Here is a 23,376-nt window from a genome sequence, read left to right on the forward strand (position 1 = left end):
CTATTTAATTTCATCACTGCACTAGTCGCTAAAATATATTCATTTTCATGAATAATTTTGCCGTGATTATCGACGTCTGCAGCGCACAATATTTACCTTATTTTTTGGAGAGTAGGACGTGAAAATGTCCACCATGTTAATGCGTAAAGGCGACAATACCTTTGTACCTGTTGCAGGCTTAACGTTATTTGCTATTGCTTCAGGTTACCTGATGAGCTTGATCCCGCTATCAATGGGTAGCTTTGGCATTGATACGCAATATGCAGGCTGGTTAGCGAGTGCCTACTATATTGGTTTATTAATTGGCTCAATGATGATTGAGCCCGTGATCGCAAAAATTGGTCACCGTCTCTCCTTTATTAGTTTCCTATTAATGTTGGCAGCAACGGTTGTTTTACTGCCATGGACACCGACGATTGAAGCTTGGCTACCAAACCGTTTAATTGCGGGTATTGCGGTAGCAGGGATTTTCGTGGTGGTGGAATCTTGGTTATTGATTGGCGATAACCCAAAAGAGCGCGCAAAACGACTGAGTTTCTATATGACCTCATTATATGGGGGAACGACACTCGGGCAGCTCGCTATTGGTATGATTGGTACTCAGGGAGTCGTTCCCTTTATTGTGGTACTCGGTTTACTGCTTGTGGCAGTTTTACCGCCTTTATTGGTACGCCAAGGGCAACCGGCAAGTGGTTTGCATCAAAAATTATCATTTAAGCAGATCACTCGTTTAAGTAAGCCCGCCATTATAGGCTGTATGGTATCCGGTATTGTGATGGGAACCATTTATGGGTTAATGCCACTGTCTTTGAAGAAAGATAATTTTACAACGGATCAAGTTGGCGTTCTGATGGCATCCATTATTTTGGGTGGCATGTTAATTCAGCCAGTGATCAGTAAACTGTCGGTAATGATGAGCAAAACCTTATTATTGGCCATGGTGTCATTGCTAGGTGTTTTTGCGATGGGCATGATTTACATCTCATCAGACTATGTGGTGATGATTGTGGCACTAGCTTTACTAGGAATGTCATCATTTGCCTTGTATCCGATTGCGATCACTTTAGCGTGCGATAACTTGGATTCGTCATTTATTGTGGCAGCGACCCAAGTGATGTTATTTAGTTATAGCGTGGGCTCTGCGATGGGGCCTATCGCGGCGGGTACTTTATTAGAACAGCATAGCGGGTTAACGAATTTCTTCTTTATTGTGCTGTTAGTGACGGCTATTTATATGCTGATTGCAAGTTTACGTCGTAAGGCAAGTGTATTGGCAAATTGACAGGGCTTGGTAAATAGATCGCCGTTGGCAATGAAAACAAAAAAACGCGCTATCTTGAATGAGTAGCGCGTTTTTTTATGGCTATTTTTTCTTATTAAGATTGGCGAGAGCAAGCTCAGGTTGGTGTGAATGAAGCATGTTTGGCGTTGTGATTTTCTGCTCCCACAGCTCTCCAAGTTTAAAGTCCCAAGAGAGTGGACTGATCACGGTACGTCCCGCATTGGGTGCAAAGGTGAGTTCACTAAAATAGAGTTTGTTTTCTGCCATTAAAAAGTCAGCTCGGCAGTAATCAAATGGCGTCACTAAAATTTCGGCCAGTCTCAGCATTTCTCTAAATTGTGTTGGTTCACTGACTGGTTCTAGCATTTGAGGATAACCAAAACTCACCGGCTGCAATTGCCATTCCGTGTCATAAAGGTTGATAAACTCGGTGCCATCTTCGTCGGTATAATCGATTTCTGCGTAAGCGGGCTTACCCGAGAAGCAGTGAATACGACAGGTTTCGGGTACCAGCTTTCTTTTTTTCTGCTCAAACAAATCGATATATTCCTCGCAAATAATCTGCGCAGGAATATTTTTATAGTGGCGCTCGCGAGTAATGTAATAGAGATTTTTGAGTAAATGGAATGACAATTTGTCTTTGGCTTTTTGCAAATCAAAGCGGGATTTATCGGTACAAATAATACTGCTGCCGCTGTCGTGGGTGCATTTCAATACAAAGCGTTGGGGCAGTTTCGTAATATCTATTTCATCCACATGTTGATAAGTGGCGAGAATAGGAACGATATGTTCTTGTCCGATAGTTTGTGTAACATAGTCGCGCACTGCGAGTTTATCGGCGAATTGACTATGCAGTGGATTTCGGTCATGGATCATACGGAAATTCACTTTTTCATTAAAGCTTTTCGGTGCATTAAAGTTAGGGTAATACCCTAGTTTTTTAATAAATTTATTCGTGAGATAACTTTTGTCACTCATGATTAGCGCACGGAATTTTTTTAGAAAATATTCTGTTTTTTTCATAAACAAGCAACCATTCTTAATAAATTAAGGTTTTATTAATTTTTTTATAATTGGAATTATATTAATCATTTTTTAAATGATGATTAAATGATAACGGTAATATTATCGCCAATATTAAGAGTTCCTTAAGAATTTGATTTAATGTAATGCTAGTTAACTGATATTTAATCAAAATATAGCTAAAAATTAATCAATTGATTATGTTTGTATGCTGTATATCAATTGTTTAGTTTACTGATTAATTAATTTTAAATTAAATAAGTATTTCAAATTCAAGTATTGGCTAGGTAAAGTTAATTATAAATAAATTTGAGTCAATACCTGAAATCTTAAAAAAACGAAAAATAATAAATAGATGATAGAATAGATAAAATAGTTTTTTACTAAACTATTTAGCTTAAGATGAGTAAATCGATGAGCTCATCATATGGATTGCCGAAATAATTTATGTGATAATCATCACACATAACTATCCTTTCAATTATTATTAATTTATGGTCATTCGCCCGCATCAACACTGGTTCTTTAGGTTGTTCGACTGGCACGGTTCCGTGTTGTCTAAAATCACCTTTAGATTATCGCTTAATATTATGATGTCCATTGTCGCTATTTTAATCTATCAATGGTACGAGCAATTAGGAATACATCTGACAATAGCCCCATTTAGCTTATTAGGGATAGCAATAGCTATCTTTTTGGGGTTCCGTAATAACGCCTGCTACAGCCGTTTAGTTGAAGCAAGAACGCTTTGGGGCGCAATATTAACCAATCAACGTAATATTTTAAGAAACATAAAAGGATTATTACCGAATGATCCTGAAGCGCATCGCACATTTGCTAATTTGTTGATTGCGTTTAGTTGGAGCTTAAATCACGAACTTAGACGCACTAACCCAAATATCGATTTGTATCGTTTATTGCCACGGGATGTTTTTTTAGATGTCATTAAAAGCCCTTTTCCCACCAGCCGAATTCTTATGCATATTGGTTTGAGTGTGGGGGCATTACGAGATAACAATCTGATCAGTGATGTTCTGTTTCAGTCCATCAATAAAGATGTGAACGGGTTATCTGAAGTCTTAGGCGGCTGTGAACGTATTTCGAATACGCCGATCCCCTTCGCTTATACGCTGATCCTGCAACGTACGGTCTATTTATTTTGTACATTATTACCGTTTGCACTGGTGGGGGATTTACATTATATGACGCCTTTGGTTTCCGTGTTTGTTTCCTATACGTTTTTAGCGTGGGATGCATTAGCGGAACAATTGGAAGACCCATTCGATGTATTAGATAACAGCTTGCCACTGAATGCGTTATGTACGGGGCTTGAACGCAATGCTCTTGATATGATTGATGCTAAGCAGTTACCACTACCACCTAAGCCTAATAAATACTTTAATTTATTATGATGTTAAGTCGCGGCCCTCATTATGAAATATAGCATGATGAAAGCCGCGGCTATTTATTAATGGCGTAAATACACATGGGGGGTTGCCGTTTCAGGATGCGGCTGAACCCCTAAATCAGCTTGATACCATCGAGTCAAATTCTCGGTAGTTAACACTTCTTGTGGCGTTCCAGCCACCACTAATTTCCCTTGATGAATAAGATACACTTTATCGGCATAGAGCGCGGTGAGGTTCAAATCATGCAGTACACAACAAACTCCTAGCGGCCTTTCACGGGTAAGCTGATGCAAAAGTCGTAAACTGTGTTGCTGGTGATATAAATCAAGGGCTGAAGTGGGCTCATCAAGAAATAAACAGGCTGGCGTTGGCTCTGGTTGCCATAACTGAGCTAACACTCGAGCAAGTTGAACACGCTGCTGTTCACCACCGGATAATTGGCGATAATCGTGATGGCGTAGTGGGGTGCAATGGGTTTGTTCCATAGCAATATCAATGGCGTGCTGCTTATGTTCAGAACCGTAAGGTGTTCTTCCCATTGCCACAACATCCTCAACACTGAACGCAAACTGTAAATGACTATGTTGTTTCATTACAGCGCGTTTTTTAGCCAGGTTTTGAGGCTCCCATTCCGGTAGTGGGCGACCTTCTAGCTGGCATTCACCTTGAGAGGGAGAAGTGTAGCCTGTGAGCAATTTCAATAAACTGGATTTGCCGGCACCATTAGGACCAATGATCACCACCATTTGATTTTGTTGTATAGATAAACTGATATCGTCGATTAATGTTCGGTTATTAATACGATAACTGAGGTTTCTAGCGTCGAGTAAATTGGGCATCCGTTAGATCCTTCCTGCAGGTTGGCGCAGTATGAGCCATAAAAAGTAAGGGCCGCCAATCAAACCCGTTAATAAGCCCACGGGGATTTCTGCGGGAACCGCTAAAGTACGAGCAAGGGTATCGGCAGCTAAGAGTAAGCAGGCACCCACTATGGCAGAACCAGGAATAAGCCAACGATGATCAGGCCCCAATGTCATACGGATTAAGTGAGGAACAACGAGCCCGATAAAGCCAATCACACCACTCATGGCAACGGCGCAGCCAATTAATAAAGCGCTTAGGAATAATAAAATAAACTTACTACGCTCAACATTTATCCCTAAATAGTGTGCGTCTTCATCCCCTAATTGTAGAATATTTAGCGTATTGCCCTGCCATAAGCAGAGTAAGCACGTAGGGATAATCACGCTGGCGGCAATTGCTAACGATGTCCAATTCACATTGCCTAATGACCCCATCATCCACAAACTAAATGTGCGTAATTGTTGGTCATTACTCATATAACTTAGTACCCCAATTAGCGACATACACAGGGCATTAATGGCAATTCCTGCTAATAGCAGCCGTGCCAAATTACCATTAGACATACGATTGAGACTAAAAATGATCAGCGAAACCGCTAAACTGCCAACGAATGCTGCACCAAGATGACCGTAATTGAGCATTAATGTGGGTAAGGATAACGGTAAAATGATGAATGCGGCCACACACAATGCAGCTCCGCTACTGATCCCTAATAAACTAGGGTCGGCGAGAGGATTGCGAAATAGCCCTTGCATCATCGCACCGGAAACCGCTAAAGCCAGCCCCACTAAAATGGCGAGTAACACTCTTGGTAGACGAATAGTGAGCCAAATTTGCCAGTCAGGATCGGTTGATGGTGCAAACCAAAGCGCTTTTAAAGGTAAGTTAATTGCGCCAGCGGTAGAGGCAGCCACCGTGACTGCCCCCAGTAGCACCAATAACATCAGAATTTTAAATAAAGAGTGCTTAAAACGACTCATTCGCTTTTTTCTAACGCCTCTCTTAACTGCTGCATGACCTTGGGCGTACTTAAGCTGAAGCTCAGCATACCAGTATCATCCACGACTAAAATCGCGCGATTTTTTCCTGCCGGAGTGAGTGCTAACCCCGGTAATTCCCAAACCTTATCAATACCACCGAGTGATTTCACACCTTGTTCAGACACGACAACGAGGTCGGGTTGGCTGTAAATCAAACCTTCTTGGGAAAGCGGTCGGTAACTGGTGAAATTATGCATGGCATTTTGTGCGCCCACTGCGGTGATCATGCTATCTGCTGCAGTTTGTTGCCCTGCAGCCATCGGCTGTACGCCGCCATGACTCATCAAGAAAACCACTTTTTTATTCAAAGGGCTGGTTGGAACGGCAAGTAGCTCGGTATTAAATTGTTCGACTAACTTTTTTCCGTTCTCGGGTAACCCCACCGCATTAGCGATGGTGGTGATTTTTTCAGGAATGGCTTCTAATTTCGGTTTTCCGGTCACTTTAATCACTTTAACGCCGCTTTTTTCAATTTGGGTTAATGCGATTGAAGGTTGGGAAAGCTCACTGGCGAGCACCAACGTTGGACGCAAAGAGAGTACGCCTTCTGGATTCAGTGTTCGCATATAGCCGACATCGGGCAATTTAGTTGCTTGCTCTGGATGTAAACTGCTACTGTCGCGCCCAACCAGACTGCCTTGTGCGCCAAGCGCATAGACTATTTCAGTTACATCACCGCCGAGTGTCACTAAGCGGTCAGCGCCATGGGCAACCAACGAGGTTGCCAGTGTGATTACCATTAGAAGCCATTGTTTCATCGTCAAATACCTGTGTTAGATTCTTGGCAGGGACATGATTTGCTGGCGCCAGTGTTCTTGCTCTGGCGTCCCTTCAGTGCGCTGTCCGTACATTTGTGCGATTTGGTTGCCTTGGTCATCAAACACTTCAAGGCTTGTCACAAAACCATCTTCCGTTGGTTTACGAGTGACCCAACATTCTGCAACGCCATTTTCAATCATATGCAGGGTGAAATCAGGGTTGAAAATGTTCAGCCATTTGATGTCAGAACCTTCAGTTTGATGTGGCATCAAACGTTTGATTTTGCCTGTGAAAATCTGCACACACCCACGGTTACCTACGAAAATCATAATTTCGTTTTGATCAGCGAAAGCAGTATTAACCAGCTGATTGAATGAATCATTTGGCACCTGCCAAGCTAAATCATCACTGACCGCGCGGAACACTTGTTGACGGCTTAAGTTATTCTTCTTCAATAAAATGAAAAATTGATGAACATCCGTCATATTGCGCCACTCTTGGTCAAGCTGTTGTTTTAGCTCATCGCTGATTGGTTGTGCATGATGTGGCTGCACTTTTTCAACCGCTAACAGTGGGTTTTCGGTAGTGGTGTATTTTTCGATAAGCGCATTCCATGCATCCATATCGGTTTCATCAGTGGTATACACTTTGTGCAGTGCATCGCCATGTTTATCAAAGAATTGGATACTATGGCGTTCACCGTGTTTTGCCTCTTCAGTGAGCACAAAAATACTGTCCCAATGAGAGAAAAACATACGCAAATCCAGTGCGCGTGGGTTGAGAATTAAACCACCATGAGGGCTAAATTTGGCATTTTCATAGCGACCGACTTGCTCATGAACCACATACTCATTACGAGTAATAGCCTTGACTGAACCGACAGCTTCCAAAGCAGTTAATAACGTTGGCGCATCAACGCTCAGGCGTTTAGCTTTATCACGCCCAACACGGCTATGTAATAATTCCCCTTCAGAAACATTCAGATAAGCGGCGAGATCTCTCGCATACTTAGCTTTATTATCTGCTTTGGCTTGTTGATAACGTTCGAAAAGTGCTGAATTCACAGGTTTCTCCTTTATGTAGTGTGAATTACCAATATAGTGTGAATTACCATTGGAAGCTGACGAGCAGCTTAGCATTACGACCATCTTGGGGAATCCCCTGAGAGGAGTAATACTCTTTGTCAAAAGCATTTCCTAAAACAACACTGGTACCTAACCCTTTAAGACTTCCATCGCCTTGATAATTTAGATAGAAATCATGAACGGCATAGCCCGGTTGTTGTTTCAATTTGGATGTTTTATCGAAATCGGTATGGGTAGTGAACTCACCTAACCAACCTACAGAGAAACCGCTGTCCGCAATAGGAACGGAGAGGTTGCTGGTAAGCGAGTCTGGTTTAATGGATTCAATGGCTTTGCCAGTATATTCATTGACGCCGACAGTGTGGTTATAAGCGAGCCCCCACGCAAAGTAGTCGGTGGTGTAATCCAATGACACGTCCGTTCCCCAAATTTTGGCACGCTTGGTATTGATGGATGTGGTGTAGTTATTATTCCAGTTAACACGGTCTGTATTGACGTAGGTGTTAATGTAATCTTTGGCTTTCGTATCGAAATAGCTGGCTTTGAAGCGCAGGTTATCGCGAGCCATGAGTAGGTCATCAAAACGTAAGCCAAAACCATATTCTGCAGTACGTGTGGATTCAGGTTTTAAGTCTGGGTTAGGGCGCCAATAGTTGGAAATAGGGCCGCCTTTGAAGTGAAGAGAATCGTTGTACATCTCCATCATCGTTGGTGCACGGAAAGCTTCAGAGTATGATGCAAACAGCATTGACCAGTCGGTTGGAGTGATGCTCACCGCCGCTTTTGATGACCATTGATCTTCTTTGACATCTTTATTGCCCTTGGCGGTGGACTTGTAGTTGTCATAGCGGGTACCCAAAATGAAGGAAACAGGTAAATCTTTTAGCGTGATTTCATCCTGAATAAAGCCAGCGGCAAAGGTGATCTCTGCATCAGGGAACTGAGTGGTTCCAGCGTAAGGAGTCTGTTTTTGACGATATGCTTCAGTACCGTAGGTGAAGTTATGTGCAGCGAGTGGTAACTCATAGATATCAGAGCGGTTATCCAACTTGATACCATACGTTTTTTGGCTGCGACCTTCGTAGTTAGACTCTTTCCCTTTGGATGTGATATTCACATCAGAGTAATACGGAGTCGCTTTTAAATTGAGCCATGAATTATCGTCTGGATTTAACTGATAGGTGGCTTGCAAGTCACGCTGACGCGTCGTGCGGTTAACCTGTTTATTATCTTTGCTGGTGGCGAGTTGTTGCGGGTCTTTTGGCTCATAGGCATCATTATTGTAATAACGAATCTGCCCAGACAGGGTTTGTGCATCATCCAGCTGCCATGTTCCTTTACCGAGCATATTGGCAATGGTTTCTTTGTTATCCATTTTTTCGCCGCCGCCAAGACGAACATCACCGCTTTCTTTCGTCACAAAGCTGAATAGGCCGTCAAAGTCATCGGTTTTACCAAAAGCGGAGCCGCCAAAGCCAAAGCTGTGATCCCCTGTTGCGCCTTGAGTAAAGACACGGAAACCTTGGTTTTGACCTTCACGCAGTAAATCTTTCGCATTCACGGTTTCCCAAGCAATCACGCCACCCATCGCGCCACTGCCGTATAACAGTGCTGAAGGCCCACGAATAATTTCCACTTGCTTGATAAGCGCAGGGTCAAGGAATGTGCCGTTAATGTGCCCAGTATCTGTACCTTGGCGAACGCCATCGACGAGCGTCAAAATTCCACGACGGTCAAACCCGCGCATGCTGATATCTTGGCCGTTAGTACGGCTAGTTCCTGTCAGTGCAATACCCGGCACTTTGCGCAAAATATCGTTAGCATTGTTGGCTGTTTTGGTTTCTGGTGAATCATTTTTAATGACGGTAACCATCATCGGCGTATTAAAGCTATCTCGCTCATTACCCGTGGCATAAACCGTCATCACATCGTGGTGACTGTTAGTTAAATGATTATTGTTAGTTGGAGATTTTTCAGTCTGTGCGGTTGTCATTAGAGGCAGCAAGGCACTCGCCAGCACAGATAAGCGTAATACTTGAGACATACAGGTGATACTCCCTAAAAATTGTTAACTCTTTGATGAGTGCGATGCACCGTTAAAAACAGATTTATCATCAGAGCGTTATGGCGTGTTTATAGGGTGTTGAGACAAAGACGCTTTCAACGGAATAGGGGAAAAGGGGTATTTGAACCCAACAAGCGATGATAGGGTTCGAAAGTTCGCCTTGAGGTTATCCAGATTTACAGCAGCAAAGCCCGTAATAAACACCATAAGAAACTGTGTCCTGATGTATAGAGTTAAGCTGGCTGCCTAGTATGACGACTTAGGTGGCTTGCGAGATAGATTGTGTTTTTAAAGCTAATTGTATTTTTGAAACAAACCGTCTTTTTAATGCAGACTACGTTGTGAAAACTAAAAACTATTTGGTCAGAATTAATTTACCTGTGCGAGTTTGGCGCAATTGATAAATTTCACCTCGGTGCTCAATGGAAATTTTGCCTGATGCACCTAATAATTTTTGACTTTCAATAAGCCCATTTTTAGCAGCAAAATCAGTCAATGAGGTTGATTTTGTGGTTTCTTCAATAATGTCAGAAAGTGGCTTGGTCATGTTGTTCACCACAGAAATTTTGTTGTCAATAAGAATGATATTGATAATTATTATCTTTAAAAGCATTGGCAATATCAAGTGATTTTCACAATTGATCAACAAACATAATTCACCAACAAAAGTGTCGTATCGCGAATGGGACCTATATTTATGATGTAAATAGAGATTTACCCGACTTTTGGAGGGGGGATTGAACCACTCCTGAAATGACTCAAAATTATTAGTACATATTCGTTTTTAAAAGCTCTATACACTCTTGAGCGCCACGTTTGAGTACTTGGCCTTTTAAACAGACGACATGGACAGGAAGCACTAAGCCATTTGGGGTATTTTTAAATTCTAAACGCTTGAGTAAACCTGCCTCTAAGTCAGTTTTGATTAATGAAGCGGGTAAATTTCCCCAACCCATCCCTCTTTTAACCAAATCTAACGCCATCGTGAAACTATCTGTGCGCCAATAATGGCTAGAAACGATAGAGCGAAAATCACTGATAGGATGGTGAGGGCTCGCGACAATAATTTGGCGTGTTTGAACGAGATCTTCGATATACAGCGCATTATTCGGTTTATTAGAGGGGTAATCGGCGCTGATGGTCGCTGTTAATGATTCATAACCAATACATTCGAATTGTTCCTGAGCATTGACATATAACCCACCGAAGGCAATAGCTAGCTGAAGACGTTCGCTGTGCAGTAACGGCAAAATATCGTCTTGAGGCGCGGTGATCAGCTCCACATGCATCAACGGATAACGTTGGCTCAGCGCGTGCAATGCATCAACTAACACATTGGGATTAACCCCTTCAGCAACTCCGATCGTGAGTGTGCTTTCCACCCCTTGGGTAAGTTCCCGTGAGAAAACATTCAACTGACGTAAATTATCCACAATATTTCGAGCATAAGGGGCGAGGGAAAGCGCTTGTTCTGTCGGTTTGGGTTCTCGCGTATGGCGCTCAAACAGCGAAAAACCAAGTTCAGCTTCAAGGTTGGCAATCGCCATGCTAACCGCGGAAGGGACTTTATGCAGCGATCTAGCCGCTGCGGAAAAAGAGCCTTTATCGAGCACGGTGAGAAAAATCATCAGGTTTTCGCTATTAAATGGCATCTTAGACCTTTCAGTTTTGTTGATAGTAGCTGACTTTTATTATCATTAATGTTGATTTAATTTACCAGTCTTCGGCAAACAGAATATGAGATAAAAAATGCAAGGTATTAAACGTAAAGTGGTTTTTATTACGAGCTACGAAGTCATTGGCTGGATGATTTCATCGTTGGCACTGGCTTTTCTTTCGGGGAATTCCGCGGGAACCACGGGGCCTTTAGCGCTGGTGATCACCACGATAGCGGTGACATGGAATTTTATTTTCAATGTGGCATTTGAATATTGGGAATCAAAGCAGAAATCAAGAATTAGAACATTTAGACGTCGTTTCGCCCATGCGGTGTTATTCCAGCTAACGCTGGTGGTATTTTTGATCCCACTGATTGCATGGTGGCTATCAATATCGCTCTGGCAGGCGCTTATTTTAGATTTTGCCCTGATTATCTTTATCCCGATTTATACCTTTTTCTTTAACTGGGCATTTGACAAAATTTTTGGGTTACCAAAATCCGCATTGGCGCAAGAAGAAACCACTGCATAAAGTGAAGGAGATGGCAATGAGGCCATCTCCTTGGTTATTAAGCTTATTTTACGCTAAAAATCTGGTGATATCCTTTAGGATTTAAACGCAAAAATAGCAGTAAAGTCATCATAACTAGGACACAGTGCAGCAACCAAACAGGGGTAAAACTGTGGCTAAATTGCTGTAATGCTGCCGCAACTAAAGGTCCAAAAGCGGCGATGATAAAGCCGCCTGCTTGCATTAAGGCCGTCAGGATCCCCGCGCTAGCAGGGTGGGGGATATGATCTAAAGAGGTAATAATGGTTAAGGCGAAGCAGCCACCCAAACCACAGCCCAATAGACCCACCCACAGCAACGGTAGCGTGTTAGGAAACAGGATTAACCCGGCAAATCCCAAGGCTTGGCTTACCAGCGTCACAGTGAGCCAAAAACGGCGGTCAATATTATGGGACGCTAATATCGGGATCATCAGTGCCGCAGCCGCTTGGAAAATGGTTAAAATCGCCACCAGAGAACCACTTTCTGTGGCACTGAATCCTTGTTGTTGGAAGAAAGGCGCCAGCCATGTCACGGCAGTTGCGTAACCCGCATTCACTAAACCAAATCCTGCCATTAATAGCCACGCTCTGGGCTGCTTAAGATAGGTTAATACACTCAGCTGAGCTGGTATATTTTTCGTGTCTGAAGAACGAATATTTATGATGACGGCAATCAGAGCGATCAGTGCTGGCAATGCAAGCCATGCGAGCCCACTTTGCCAATTCCCAGAAATGTGGGTAATTAGCGGTGTTAATTGCGCTCCCAGCGCGCCACCGACCATGAGCGTGGCTGAATATAACCCCGTCATGGCGGCCATTTTTTGCGGAAACGAAAACTTTATCAAGCCGGGAAAAACCGCTTGAATATAAGCTGCTCCCATTCCACACAAAAATGCGGTCATTAACAGTGCGTTCGCATCAGAAACAAATAATCGGCAGAAAGAGCCTATCAGCAGCAGTAACATCGCGAGGCTAATACCCAATTTATCGCCCAATTTTTGATTTAACGCGGGGACGACCAAAGCCCCAAAACCCATGAGTAACATGGGGATCAGCGTTAACAGGGAAACGCTCTGGTAGCTCATTCCGGTGGTTTGAATGATATTATCGATGACGGGCCCAGGCCCTGTCATAAAAGGGCGTAAATTGATACCGACAAGGGCAATCGTCAGAATCAAGCCAAAAGAGGCAGAAAGTGGTTTTTTCATGTTTACGCGTGATGCCGTTGCCACTGAGCTTGATACAGCATGGGCGATGCTTCACTTGTACTCCAGATTTATCAAGTAGTTGAATAAGGCCATTGATGAGTTGGCTCGGTACGATTTTATTTATACTAATGAAACTAGCACAATGTTAATTGGCGATGGGCTTGAGCAAATCACTGTAAAGTTCCGTTAAGACTCCATTTGCCATAAATTCTTTCCTGATCCATTGGGTGACTAGCCCTGTAGCAGAGTGTTGGGTGGCTAATAGCATGTGAGAATCCTGCCTTGGGTTTTGTATTTGCTTAGTGACTAAGACACCGGTTTTCACATGTTCTTTGACCATATAGTCGGGTAAGAATCCGATCCCTTCACCTAAAATTTGGCACTGGCATTTGGTATTGAAATCGGGCACTTGAATCGCCTCTTGCCCGTGTAGTAACCATCCAACGCGTTTATTGATGGTATGCGCGGTATCTTCCACCATAATATTTGGGTAGAGGCGCAGTTGGCTTTCGGCAATGGGCTCTGGCATTAAAGCTAAAGGGTGACTAGACGCTATGGCAAATTGCCAGTGTATGGCACCAATTTCGGTGTAATCAATCCCGCCGCCATCCATGAGTGTACCCGGCGCCCCAATCGCAATATCCGCATGGTTATTGATAATGGCATCCCAAACACCGTTATACACTTCCGTGGTCACAGTTATCTGGCAGGTACCAAATTGCTTTTTCAAGATTTGCAGCAATTTTGCCGTATGGTAAGGGGTGTAGATCAACTGATTGATACAGATGCGAACACGGGCTTCAATCCCTTGTTCAATGGAATCGATACTTTTTTTGATGAGATGAAAATTATTCAGAAGGTCGGTGGCTTTGCGATAAAAATAGTATCCCGCTTCGGTCAATTCAATATTACGGGTATCGCGGATAAACAGTGCGACATCTAAATAGGTTTCGATACGTTTTATAGTGTAGCTCACCGCGGAAGTGGTAATTCCAAGTTCTTCGGCCGCTTTACTGAAACTGGCAAATTTAGCCGCGGTGGTATAGGTCAATAAATTTTCTTCGGTAAAAATAGAGTTCATGTGTTGTGTCCCAAAGTGCGTGAAAATTAGCCTAAATAACGTTTTCTGTGAATACAATTCAATAGCTTAAAAAACAGGCTTTTTATTGATTGTTTTTGATAGCCCTCTGCGGGGATATTTATCTATTCTGTACAATAAATAGTATTTAATTTATGTCACCACAAAAAGCAACTAATGAAATGCATGTTCACATTCAAACTAATTAATATTATTGAATTAAATGAAAAAACAGCCATTAGAGGATATCGGGTTTGTAAACAAAAAAATCACAATGTTAACAATTTAAAAACCTTTGATTTGATGGCTGTCACAAAATTGAAGAAAGAATAAATTAGCAAACAGATTAACAAAATAATTTGGTCAAATTGCATAGAAAATAGACAAAAAAACATCAATAAAGGTCAGTGAAGGATGCTTTCACGCACAAAAATGCTTGATTGTTGAATTTAAATCAATAATAAGGTGGCAGATTGATGAATTAAATTTAAATGGATTCTATTTATTAATAGCAATTGCTATGCTCTAACCATGCTAAATAATCTTTAATTCATGTTTAATTTGGCTATTAGAAAATTTAAATAGCTAAATGTGGAGAGCATTATGACAGAAAACACACTCGTTCAAGATTTTCTTAAAGCCGCAGAACAAGGCCAATTAGCTATTTTAAAAAGTTGCCTTGAAAAAGGTGTTGATATTAATAGCACCAATCGCCAAGGTCGCACTGCTATTGTAAATGCGAGTTTAAATCAGCACTATGAGTGTGTTGATTTTCTTATTCATGCGGGTGCTGATATTAATAAACAAGACCAAACTTGTTTTAATCCATTTTTATTAAGCTGCCTAAATAATGATTTAACATTATTACGTTTAGTATTACCGGCTAATCCTAATTTAGATTTGTTAACCCGTTTTGGTGGTGTTGGGATCACGCCAGCGAGTGAAAAAGGGCATGTGGAAATTGTGCGTGAATTACTGGAAAACACGGACATTAATGTTAATCACACCAACTTTGTCGGCTGGACTCCATTGCTAGAAGCGATTGTGCTGAATGATGGTGGTGTAAAACAGCAGCAAATCGTAAAAATGCTGTTAGAGCACGGTGCTAATCCACATATGACGGACAAATATGGCAAAAAACCGTTAGAGCTGGCACAGGAAAAAGGCTATCACGAAATCGCTGAATTACTGATTGCAGCGGGTGCGTAACCACCCATAAGGGGGATTGTGGACAGACACCAATCTCAGCGGCAAAGCATTTATGGGTTAACGGCTGATGCGCATTTCTTGGATCTTTTGCATCAGCCATTATTAACAGGGAATGTAGAGCAAGTTTTTAATAAAGCCATTAATTTTTCTATTGATAACCAGCTTTATACTTTGCTTGGCTCGCAAGCGGATAATGCACCTAATAGCTGCCGAATAATTAATAAGGATTTTTTACCGTTAAATATAATGGCGGGGAATTCTGTTTGTATTTTAAATAATGAAATCCATATTGGTGAGAAATATGCTATTTCATTTTTATTATGTAAGAAATGGAACCCACCAACGGTTTATTTTATTAATGAAAAATTAGCCGAAGAGAAATACCGTTATTTTCTTCAGTCTAAAATTAACGAAATTGATTCTATTTTAAATGATAAAACACACTCTCTGTTTAACTACCAAGGGGACAATGGTTTTTATCTTGAATCATCAAAAAAATTAAATGAATTACGCTCCAGATTAATTAATTTATTAATCAATAAACGGCACCAAGCATTAACTAATATTGTGAGCCAGTTTGTTGGGTTAGGAATTGGGTTAACACCTTCGGGAGATGATTATTTAGTGGGACTGATGGCTTTTTTGTTGTTGAAACATCACCCTGCGAATTCCTGCTATCAGAGCTTTTATCAAGGGATTTCGCAAAGCAAGGCGAATACAACACCCATCAGTGCCATTACGTTAGAAAAAGCATTAAACCACGAGTATCGCGAAAATATACATCAACTGATCCAATGTTTAGTTGATGGGCGAGAAACAAATATTTATCCACAAATTTTAGAGATTTTAAATATCGGGTCTAGTTCAGGTTGCGACATGCTATTTGGCATTCGCGATGCGCTGTTTCTGACTCATTATTTCGGAGAAACACATGTCGACTAAAGTGGTCATAAAAAAGAATACCTATTTTGATTCCGTGTCATTGATGTCTATTTCCACCAAAGCCAACCAACTTGAAAATGTTGAGCAAGCCTTTGTGGCAATGGCAACAGAAATGAATAAAGGCGTGTTAAGAAACTTAGGTTTATTAACCCCAGAATTAGAAGAAGCCAAAAACGGCGATTTAATGATAGTGATTAAAGGGCCTAGCGATGAAGCCAATGATGCGACATTGATTGCTATCGAAGAGCTGTTTAATAAGAAAAACCAAGGTGGCGGGCAGCATGAAGCCAAATACGCCACAATCAACTCTGCAAAAACACACATTCCTGATGCCAACTTAGCGGTTATTTCGGTTAATGGGCAATTTGCGGCTCGTGAAGCGCGTATTGCACTGGAAAATGATCTCAACGTGATGCTGTTCTCCGATAACGTCTCGATTGACGAGGAGCTGGCGCTGAAACAGTTAGCGAGCCAAAAAGGGCTGTTGATGATGGGACCAGACTGTGGGACAGCGATCATCAATGGGACAGCCCTGTGTTTTGGTAACAATGTTCGTCGCGGTAGCATCGGAATTATTGGGGCATCCGGTACGGGGAGCCAAGAACTGAGTGTGCGCATCCATGAATTTGGCGCCGGAGTTTCTCAGCTAATCGGTACGGGGGGTCGTGACCTAAGTGAAAAAATTGGCGGCATCATGATGATTGATGCACTGAAAATGCTGGATGCGGATGATGAAACCCAAGTCATTGCACTCATTTCTAAGCCACCAGCACCTATGGTTGCCAAAAAAGTGTTAGAACAAGCTGAAAAATGCCATAAGCCAGTGGTGGTTTGTTTCTTAGGTAGTCAACCGTTGCCGGATGATAAACCAGGCTTAACTTTTGCCCAAGGTACCAAAGAAGCTGCTTTGAAAGCGGTTTTACTGACTGGCATTCGTAAAGAAGATTTAGACCTTCACCCTCTCAACTTACCTTTAATTGATGAAGTTAGAGCGTTACTCAAACCGGAACAAAAATACATTCGTGGTCTTTTCTGTGGCGGTACATTGTGTGATGAAGCCATGTTTGCAGCGCTGGAAAAATACGATGACGTCTACAGCAATATTCAACCTAATCCTGACTACCGTCTGAAAGATATCAATAAAAGTGTCGCCCATACCTTCCTCGACTTTGGCGATGATGATTTTACCAACGGTAAGCCACACCCAATGATCGATCCAACAAACCGCATCGAGCGTTTACTGCAAGAAGCTCGTGATCCAGAAGTTGGCGTGATCATGATGGATTTCGTGCTTGGCTTTGGCTCTCATGAAGATCCGGTCGGTGTGATGATTGACGCTATCAAAACAGCAAAAGAGATAGCGAAACAAGAAGGACGTGAACTGGTGATCCTCGGCTATGTGCTGGGTACTGACCAAGATACGCCATCGATGGATGCACAGGTCAAGATGCTCACTGACGCAGGTGTGATTTGGGCGAGTAGCAGTACCAATACAGGTTTATTAGGACGTGAATTTGTCTGGAAAGGGGAGAAAGCGTAATGACTTCATTATTTAAACAACCATTGAATGTTATCAATATCGGCATTGAGATGTTCAGTGATGATCTGAAAAAACAGCACGTTCCGGTGACTCAACTGAATTGGACGCCGCCGGGCCAAGGTAACGTTGCTGTGATCCGCGCGCTTGACCAAATTGAAAGCAACGCAGCGTTACAAGAAAAAATCGCAGTGGCGAACGCACAAGCGCTTGAGCGCATTATTCAGTCCCAGCCAGTACTCGTGGGTTATGACCAAGCCATTAATGTGGTACCGGGCATGACGAAAAACACCATTCTACATGCTGGCCCGCCAGTGGCATGGAAAGATATGTGTGGTGCGATGAAAGGCGCGGTGACAGGAGCATTAGTTTTTGAAGGACTAGCTAAAGATTTAGCGGATGCGGAACGTGTTGCAGCATCTGGGGAGATTATCTTTTCTCCATGCCATGAACATGATTGCGTAGGTTCAATGGCGGGTGTGACATCGGCATCGATGTTTATGCATATTGTCGAAAACAAAACTTACGGCAACCGCGCATTCACTAACTTGAGTGAGCAGATGGCAAAAATCTTGCGTATGGGCGCCAATGACCAGAGCGTTATTGACCGCTTGAATTGGATGCGTGATGTGCTGGGTCCAATGCTGCGTGACGCCATGAAAATCGTGGGTGAAATCGACCTGCGTTTAATGTTGGCGCAAGCGTTACATATGGGTGATGAATGCCATAACCGTAACAATGCGGGAACAACATTGCTGATCCAAGCATTAACAACAGGAATTATTCAAACCAATTTTACGGTTGCACAGCAAAAAGAAGTCTTTGATTTCGTGGCAAGTAGCGACTATTTCTCTGGCCCTACATGGATGGCAATGTGTAAAGCGTCAATGGATGCAGCACACGGTATTGAATACAGTACTGTTGTGACCACCATGGCGCGTAATGGTTATGAGTTTGGTTTACGCATTAGCGGCTTGCCGGGGCAGTGGTTTACAGGCCCTTCTCAGCAAGTGATTGGTCCAATGTTCGCAGGTTATAAACCGGAAGACTCAGGTTTAGATATTGGTGACTCGGCTATCACAGAAACTTACGGGATTGGTGGATTTGCGATGGCAACAGCACCGGCTATCGTGGCGCTTGTTGGGGGAACCGTTGAGGAAGCGGTGGATTTCTCTCGCCAAATGCGAGAGATCACCCTTGGAGAGAACCCGAACGTCACCATTCCATTATTAGGTTTTATGGGAATTCCAACAGCGATTGATATCACGAAAGTCGCAGCTAGTGGCATTCTTCCGGTGATTAACACGGCGATTGCGCATAAAGATGCAGGTATTGGAATGATTGGGGCAGGGATTGTACACCCTCCGTTTGATTGCTTCGAAAAAGCGATGCTGTCTTACGCGAAACACTATGCATAGTGGTATTGAGCCCAAAACTCACTAAGCAAAAAATAATGCCCGGCTTCGGTCGGGCGATAAAAATAAAGCAACGCATTCCCTGAATTGTTCAGTGGCATAAGAGATAGACCGTCAACAACGTGCTACTAAGGTGTGAGGGGAATGGGAGTAAGAATATGAGTCTATTAAATATTAAATGGAAACGTGGTGATTTGGCGGCCTATTTTGGTTTGATGACCAATAACCTCACGAACCTACTCACCATGATGGGCTTACTGATTTTTGTTGTCGGCATCCCAGCGGAAATTGTTTATGGTCGTATCGCGCCAGCGTTTGGTTTTGCTGTATTGCTTGCCAGTGTAAGTTACGCTTATTTTGGTCAGCAGATGATCAAACAAACGGGACGAAATGACGTTACGGCACTGCCATCAGGGCCAAGCGCACCTTCTATCTTCACCGTGACCTTCTTAGTGATCATGCCGGTTTACCAAACCACCAAAGATCCTGAATTTGCTCTGCAAATTGCGTTGGTTTGGTGTTTTGTTGAATCGATGATTTTAGTGGGTGGATCTTTCCTAGGTGAAACCATCCGTAAGATGATCCCACGTACCGTATTATTATCGTGCTTATCGGGTCTCGGATTATTATTACTGGCAATGAACCCGATGCTGCAAGCATTTGAAGCCCCAACGGTTTCGTTTATTGTCCTGCTGTTAATTTTCATCAACTGGTTTGGTAAAAAGCCTATCTTTGCACGTATTCCTACAGGGTTGCTGCTGCTTATTGCGGGTTCTGCCTTAGCATGGATTTCGGGCTTACAAAGCCCAGAAGCGATTACAGCATCAATGGCATCATTTGGTTTTAACCCGCCAAGTATCCATGTGGATAGCTTCTTCCAAGGTTTACCTCACGCACTGCCGTACTTAGCCTCAGCGGTACCTTTAGGTTTAGCGAACTACATCTTTGACCTTGAAAATATTGAAAGTGCTCATGCAGCGGGTGATGAATACAACACACGTAAAGTGATGCTAGCAAACGGTTTATCTTCAACCGTGGGCGTCGTGCTGGGCAACCCATTCCCTGTGACTGTGTATGTGGGGCATGCGGGTTGGAAAGCGATGGGCGCGAGTGTGGGTTATACCTTAGCATCTGGTATCACTATGTTTATTGTACCGTTATTTGGTATCGGCGCATTTATGCTCGCGGTTATCCCAATGACGGCCATTGTCCCTATCTTAGTATTTATTGGTGTGGTGACTGCCAACCAAGTGGTGCGAGAAACACCGAAAGTCGAAGTGCCTGTGATTTTCATCTGTCTATTCCCATGGATTGCGAACTGGGCACTGACGATGGTTAATAGTGTCATGGGAGCGGCAGGGACGTCTGCAAGCGCGATTGGTACGGAAGTTCTGTTACACAAAGGTGTTTACTATCAAGGTCTGGTTCACTTAGGTAACGGTGCACCACTGGCAAGTATGTTATGGGGCTGTATTGCTATCTTCGCTATCTTAAACAAGCCGTTACGTGGTGCGATTGCGGCGGCAGTGGGGGCAGTATTGGTCTTCTTTGGCATCATCCATTCCCCAGCTGTAGGTATTGCAACAGGTTCGGCATTGATGTTTGTCTACGCATACCTCATGATGGCGGCTTTGTTTGTTATCAAACACTTTTTAGATGGTCGCCAATCAGTGGAGCAGCAACAAGCTGAAAAAGCTGAAAAGCTGAGTAAATCAGTGTAATACGCCAATCTTTATAGTGGGTGTGCGCGGTACACCCACTATCTGCTAAATATTCGGTATCAGGATCCTTAATCATGAAAGAACTCGTGGTTGTTGCCATCGGGGGCAACAGTATTATTAAAGATAACAGCAGCCAATCCATTGAAGCTCAAGAAAAAGCGGTTCAGGAAGTGGCTCAGCACATCAGCGATATGCTTAAAGGTAATTACAATATTGTGCTGACTCACGGTAATGGGCCGCAGGTAGGGTTGGATTTGCGTCGCGCTGAAATCGCTCATGTGACGGAAGGCTTACCGTTAACACCTCTGGCTAACTGTGTAGCAGATACTCAAGGAGGGATTGGCTATTTAGTCCAGCAAGCACTCACTAACGTATTAGCTAAACAGCAACATCGCCAAGCGGTAACGGTAGTGACCCAAGTGGAAGTCGATAAAAATGACCCAAACTTTGCGGCACCGACTAAGCCGATTGGCGCATTTTTCAGTAAAGAACAAGCGGAAGTATTGCAGCAGGAAAACCCAGATTGGCACTTTGTTGAAGATTCAGGGCGTGGATATCGCCGTGTAGTGGCATCTCCTGAACCTAAACGAGTCATTGAATCAGCGGCAATTCGCACATTGACCGAACATGATTATGTAGTTGTTGCGGCAGGCGGTGGTGGGATCCCTGTGGTGAATAATGGGCAGGGCGGTTATCAAAGTGTGGATGCCGTTATTGATAAAGACTTATCGACCACGCTACTGGCGAAAGAGCTCAATGCGGACATCTTAATCATCACCACGGGCGTTGAAAAAGTGTGTATTCACTTTGGCAAACCGGAACAAAAAGCCCTCGGTGAAACCTCAACGACGGATATGCAGCGCTATATGGCAGAAGGGCATTTCCCAGCGGGGAGTATGCTACCGAAAATTGAAGCCAGTTTATCGTTTATCGCTAATGGCGGTAAGCGCGTGATTATCACGACTCCTGAAGCGCTGCCTGCAGCATTACGTGGCGAGACGGGAACCCATATTATTCAAGGCTAAGCCTAGTCGTTCGACCTCATACGATGAGGTCGAACTCTCGATGATAAGGAGTTGCTATGAATTCAGAACAGTTGTCTGGTCGCAGAGAGTTTCTGACGACAAGTGCAAAAGTGGTGGCCGCTTGTACATTATTAGGTTCAGTATCTGCGGGAGCGGCGGCACAAAGCGCACCGAAGTCCGGTGTTTCTCGTATTACAGATAAACATTATTATCTTGATGATGCCCTACTCGAAACTGGTTTTAATTTCCGTGATAGTACGGTGATTGGGACGCAAACTGAGCTAAAAACCATCGAAATTAATGATGGAAAAATCGTGGCGGTGTTACCCAATAAACAGCATCCAAATGCCGTTTTGAATACGTACAGTGCGCAAGGCAAATTGATGCTTCCTGCATTTCGAGATATGCATATTCATCTGGATAAAACCTTTTACGGAGGACCTTGGCAAGCGCCACAGTCCCGTGAAGGAAAAACCATTATGGATATGATAACCCTTGAACAAAAAATGTTGCCTGAATTACAGCCTTTTACGCAAGAAAGGGCGCATGCGCTGATTGATTTAATTCAATCTCATGGTTCGACCATCGCACGCAGCCATTGCAACATTGAGCCTGTTTCTGGATTGAAAAATCTTGAAGCACTGCAAACGGTATTGGATAAACGTCAGCAAGATCTCACGTGCGAAATTGTGGCTTTCCCACAACATGGTTTACTGCTATCCAAATCAGTCCCTTTGATGCGAGAAGCGATGCAAGCGGGGGCGCACTATGTGGGCGGGCTAGATCCGACCAATGTTGATGGTGCGATGGAAAAATCCCTTGATGCGATGTTCCAGATTGCACTGGATTATAACAAAGGGGTTGATATCCACCTGCATGAGACAAGCCCAGCGGGGCTTGCGGCTATCAACTATATGATAAAAACCGTGGATGAAAACCGTAGCTTGCGTGGCAAGGTGACAATTAGTCATGCCTTTGCATTAGCCATGTTAAATCCTGAAGATGCCGATGCGATGGCAAAACGCTTGGCTGAGCAGCAGATCACGATAGCGTCGACCGTGCCTATCGGGACATTACATATGCCATTAAAAACATTGAATAAAAATGGTGTGTTTGTGATGACAGGGACTGACAGTGTGATTGATCACTGGTCGCCATTTGGTCTCGGGGATATGTTAGAAAAAGCCAATTTATATGCGCAGTTGTACACGCGCCCTGATGAATTGGCATTATCTCGCTCCCTTGCTATCGCCACGGGCAATGTATTGCCACTGGATGAAAAGGGCCAGCAAGTGTGGCCAGCAAAAGGAGATGATGCCAGTTTTGTGCTGGTGGATGCCTCTTGCTCAGCAGAGGCGGTTGCGCGTATTTCTCCAAGGCAAGCCGCGTTCCATAAAGGGTATTTGGCCAGTGGCGCAGTTGAAAAGTCATTAGGCTGAGAGCCGTGGTTTATAGATATATAGTTTATAGAAATGTCGTTTATAAAGCCCACATTGGTGGGCTT

Annotated in this window: 16 protein-coding genes and 4 pseudogenes; 10 read left to right on the plus strand and 10 right to left on the minus strand. The window is 43.3% G+C overall.

Annotation, left to right across the window (positions count from 1 at the left end; translation table 11 throughout):
- Positions 1-139: 139 nt before the first annotated feature.
- Positions 140-1,279 (plus strand): annotated as a pseudogene (locus tag GKR74_RS03725) (MFS transporter); the annotation flags it as partial.
- A gap of 84 nt (positions 1,280-1,363) precedes the next feature.
- On the opposite strand, the gene GKR74_RS03730 reads toward GKR74_RS03725, so the two are convergent.
- Positions 1,364-2,305, minus strand: a complete 942-nt coding sequence (locus GKR74_RS03730; RefSeq protein ID WP_154602577.1) for an ATP-grasp fold amidoligase family protein — start codon at positions 2,303-2,305, stop codon at positions 1,364-1,366.
- Between the two features lie 494 nt (positions 2,306-2,799).
- On the opposite strand from GKR74_RS03730, the pseudogene GKR74_RS03735 reads away from it, so the two are divergent.
- Positions 2,800-3,723 (plus strand): annotated as a pseudogene (locus GKR74_RS03735) (bestrophin family protein).
- 50 nt (positions 3,724-3,773) lie between these two features.
- On the opposite strand, the gene GKR74_RS03740 reads toward GKR74_RS03735, so the two are convergent.
- The 7 genes and pseudogenes from GKR74_RS03740 to GKR74_RS03770 all read right to left on the minus strand — a co-directional run bounded on the left by GKR74_RS03740 (position 3,774) and on the right by GKR74_RS03770 (position 11,179).
- The gene (locus GKR74_RS03740) at positions 3,774-4,553 is read right to left on the minus strand and encodes a heme ABC transporter ATP-binding protein (protein ID WP_154602579.1); all 780 of its coding nucleotides are present in this window, start codon (positions 4,551-4,553) and stop codon (positions 3,774-3,776) included.
- A 3-nt stretch (positions 4,554-4,556) separates the two neighbouring features.
- Positions 4,557-5,558 carry a FecCD family ABC transporter permease gene (locus GKR74_RS03745; RefSeq protein WP_154602580.1) on the minus strand — a complete coding sequence of 334 codons (1,002 nt, stop codon included), beginning with the start codon at positions 5,556-5,558 and terminating at the stop codon, positions 4,557-4,559.
- Positions 5,558-6,376: pseudogene (locus GKR74_RS03750) on the minus strand (heme/hemin ABC transporter substrate-binding protein); the annotation flags it as partial. The gene GKR74_RS03745 and the pseudogene GKR74_RS03750, both read right to left, overlap by 1 nt.
- Before the next feature lie 15 nt (positions 6,377-6,391).
- Positions 6,392-7,441: a hemin-degrading factor gene (locus GKR74_RS03755; RefSeq protein ID WP_336431290.1), complete on the minus strand. Its 1,050-nt coding sequence runs from the start codon at positions 7,439-7,441 to the stop codon at positions 6,392-6,394.
- A gap of 43 nt (positions 7,442-7,484) precedes the next feature.
- Positions 7,485-9,506: a TonB-dependent hemoglobin/transferrin/lactoferrin family receptor gene (locus GKR74_RS03760; protein WP_154602582.1), complete on the minus strand. Its 2,022-nt coding sequence runs from the start codon at positions 9,504-9,506 to the stop codon at positions 7,485-7,487.
- A 376-nt stretch (positions 9,507-9,882) separates the two neighbouring features.
- Positions 9,883-10,074, minus strand: coding sequence for a hemin uptake protein HemP (gene hemP, locus GKR74_RS03765; RefSeq protein ID WP_154602583.1), 192 nt, complete (start codon positions 10,072-10,074; stop codon positions 9,883-9,885).
- Positions 10,075-10,294: 220 nt separating this feature from the next.
- The gene (locus GKR74_RS03770; RefSeq protein ID WP_154602584.1) at positions 10,295-11,179 is read right to left on the minus strand and encodes a LysR family transcriptional regulator; all 885 of its coding nucleotides are present in this window, start codon (positions 11,177-11,179) and stop codon (positions 10,295-10,297) included.
- Positions 11,180-11,276: 97 nt separating this feature from the next.
- Between GKR74_RS03770 and GKR74_RS03775 the strand changes: the two genes are divergently transcribed.
- The gene (locus GKR74_RS03775) at positions 11,277-11,717 is read left to right on the plus strand and encodes a PACE efflux transporter (protein ID WP_154602585.1); all 441 of its coding nucleotides are present in this window, start codon (positions 11,277-11,279) and stop codon (positions 11,715-11,717) included.
- Between the two features lie 43 nt (positions 11,718-11,760).
- On the opposite strand, the gene GKR74_RS03780 is transcribed toward GKR74_RS03775, so the two are convergent.
- Positions 11,761-12,945, minus strand: coding sequence for a cyanate transporter (locus GKR74_RS03780; protein WP_154602586.1), 1,185 nt, complete (start codon positions 12,943-12,945; stop codon positions 11,761-11,763).
- 145 nt (positions 12,946-13,090) lie between these two features.
- Positions 13,091-14,026: a LysR substrate-binding domain-containing protein gene (locus tag GKR74_RS03785; protein ID WP_154600026.1), complete on the minus strand. Its 936-nt coding sequence runs from the start codon at positions 14,024-14,026 to the stop codon at positions 13,091-13,093.
- A 600-nt stretch (positions 14,027-14,626) separates the two neighbouring features.
- On the opposite strand from GKR74_RS03785, the gene GKR74_RS03790 reads away from it, so the two are divergent.
- The 7 genes and pseudogenes from GKR74_RS03790 (at position 14,627) to GKR74_RS03820 (ending at position 23,335) form a co-directional block, all read left to right on the plus strand.
- Positions 14,627-15,232, plus strand: coding sequence for an ankyrin repeat domain-containing protein (locus GKR74_RS03790; protein ID WP_154602587.1), 606 nt, complete (start codon positions 14,627-14,629; stop codon positions 15,230-15,232).
- An 18-nt stretch (positions 15,233-15,250) separates the two neighbouring features.
- Positions 15,251-16,174 (plus strand): DUF2877 domain-containing protein, encoded by a 924-nt coding sequence (locus GKR74_RS03795; RefSeq protein ID WP_336431291.1) that lies wholly within the window; start codon positions 15,251-15,253, stop codon positions 16,172-16,174.
- Positions 16,164-17,714: an acyl-CoA synthetase FdrA gene (fdrA, locus tag GKR74_RS03800; RefSeq protein WP_154602588.1), complete on the plus strand. Its 1,551-nt coding sequence runs from the start codon at positions 16,164-16,166 to the stop codon at positions 17,712-17,714. The genes GKR74_RS03795 and fdrA overlap by 11 nt, the downstream gene beginning before the upstream one ends.
- On the plus strand, positions 17,714-19,129 hold the full coding sequence (locus GKR74_RS03805) for a DUF1116 domain-containing protein (protein ID WP_154602589.1): 1,416 nt from the start codon (positions 17,714-17,716) through the stop codon (positions 19,127-19,129). The genes fdrA and GKR74_RS03805 overlap by 1 nt, the downstream gene beginning before the upstream one ends.
- A 155-nt stretch (positions 19,130-19,284) precedes the next feature.
- Positions 19,285-20,847 carry a xanthine permease gene (locus GKR74_RS03810; protein ID WP_132495712.1) on the plus strand — a complete coding sequence of 521 codons (1,563 nt, stop codon included), beginning with the start codon at positions 19,285-19,287 and terminating at the stop codon, positions 20,845-20,847.
- Between the two features lie 74 nt (positions 20,848-20,921).
- Entirely contained in the window at positions 20,922-21,872 is a 951-nt protein-coding gene (locus tag GKR74_RS03815; RefSeq protein ID WP_154602590.1) for a carbamate kinase family protein, read from the plus strand.
- A 56-nt stretch (positions 21,873-21,928) separates the two neighbouring features.
- Positions 21,929-23,335: pseudogene (locus GKR74_RS03820) on the plus strand (amidohydrolase family protein).
- Positions 23,336-23,376 lie beyond the last annotated feature (41 nt).

The organism is Providencia sp. wls1914, assembly GCF_009706645.1.
In the GTDB taxonomy this organism is placed as follows: Bacteria; Pseudomonadota; Gammaproteobacteria; order Enterobacterales; family Enterobacteriaceae; genus Providencia; species Providencia zhijiangensis.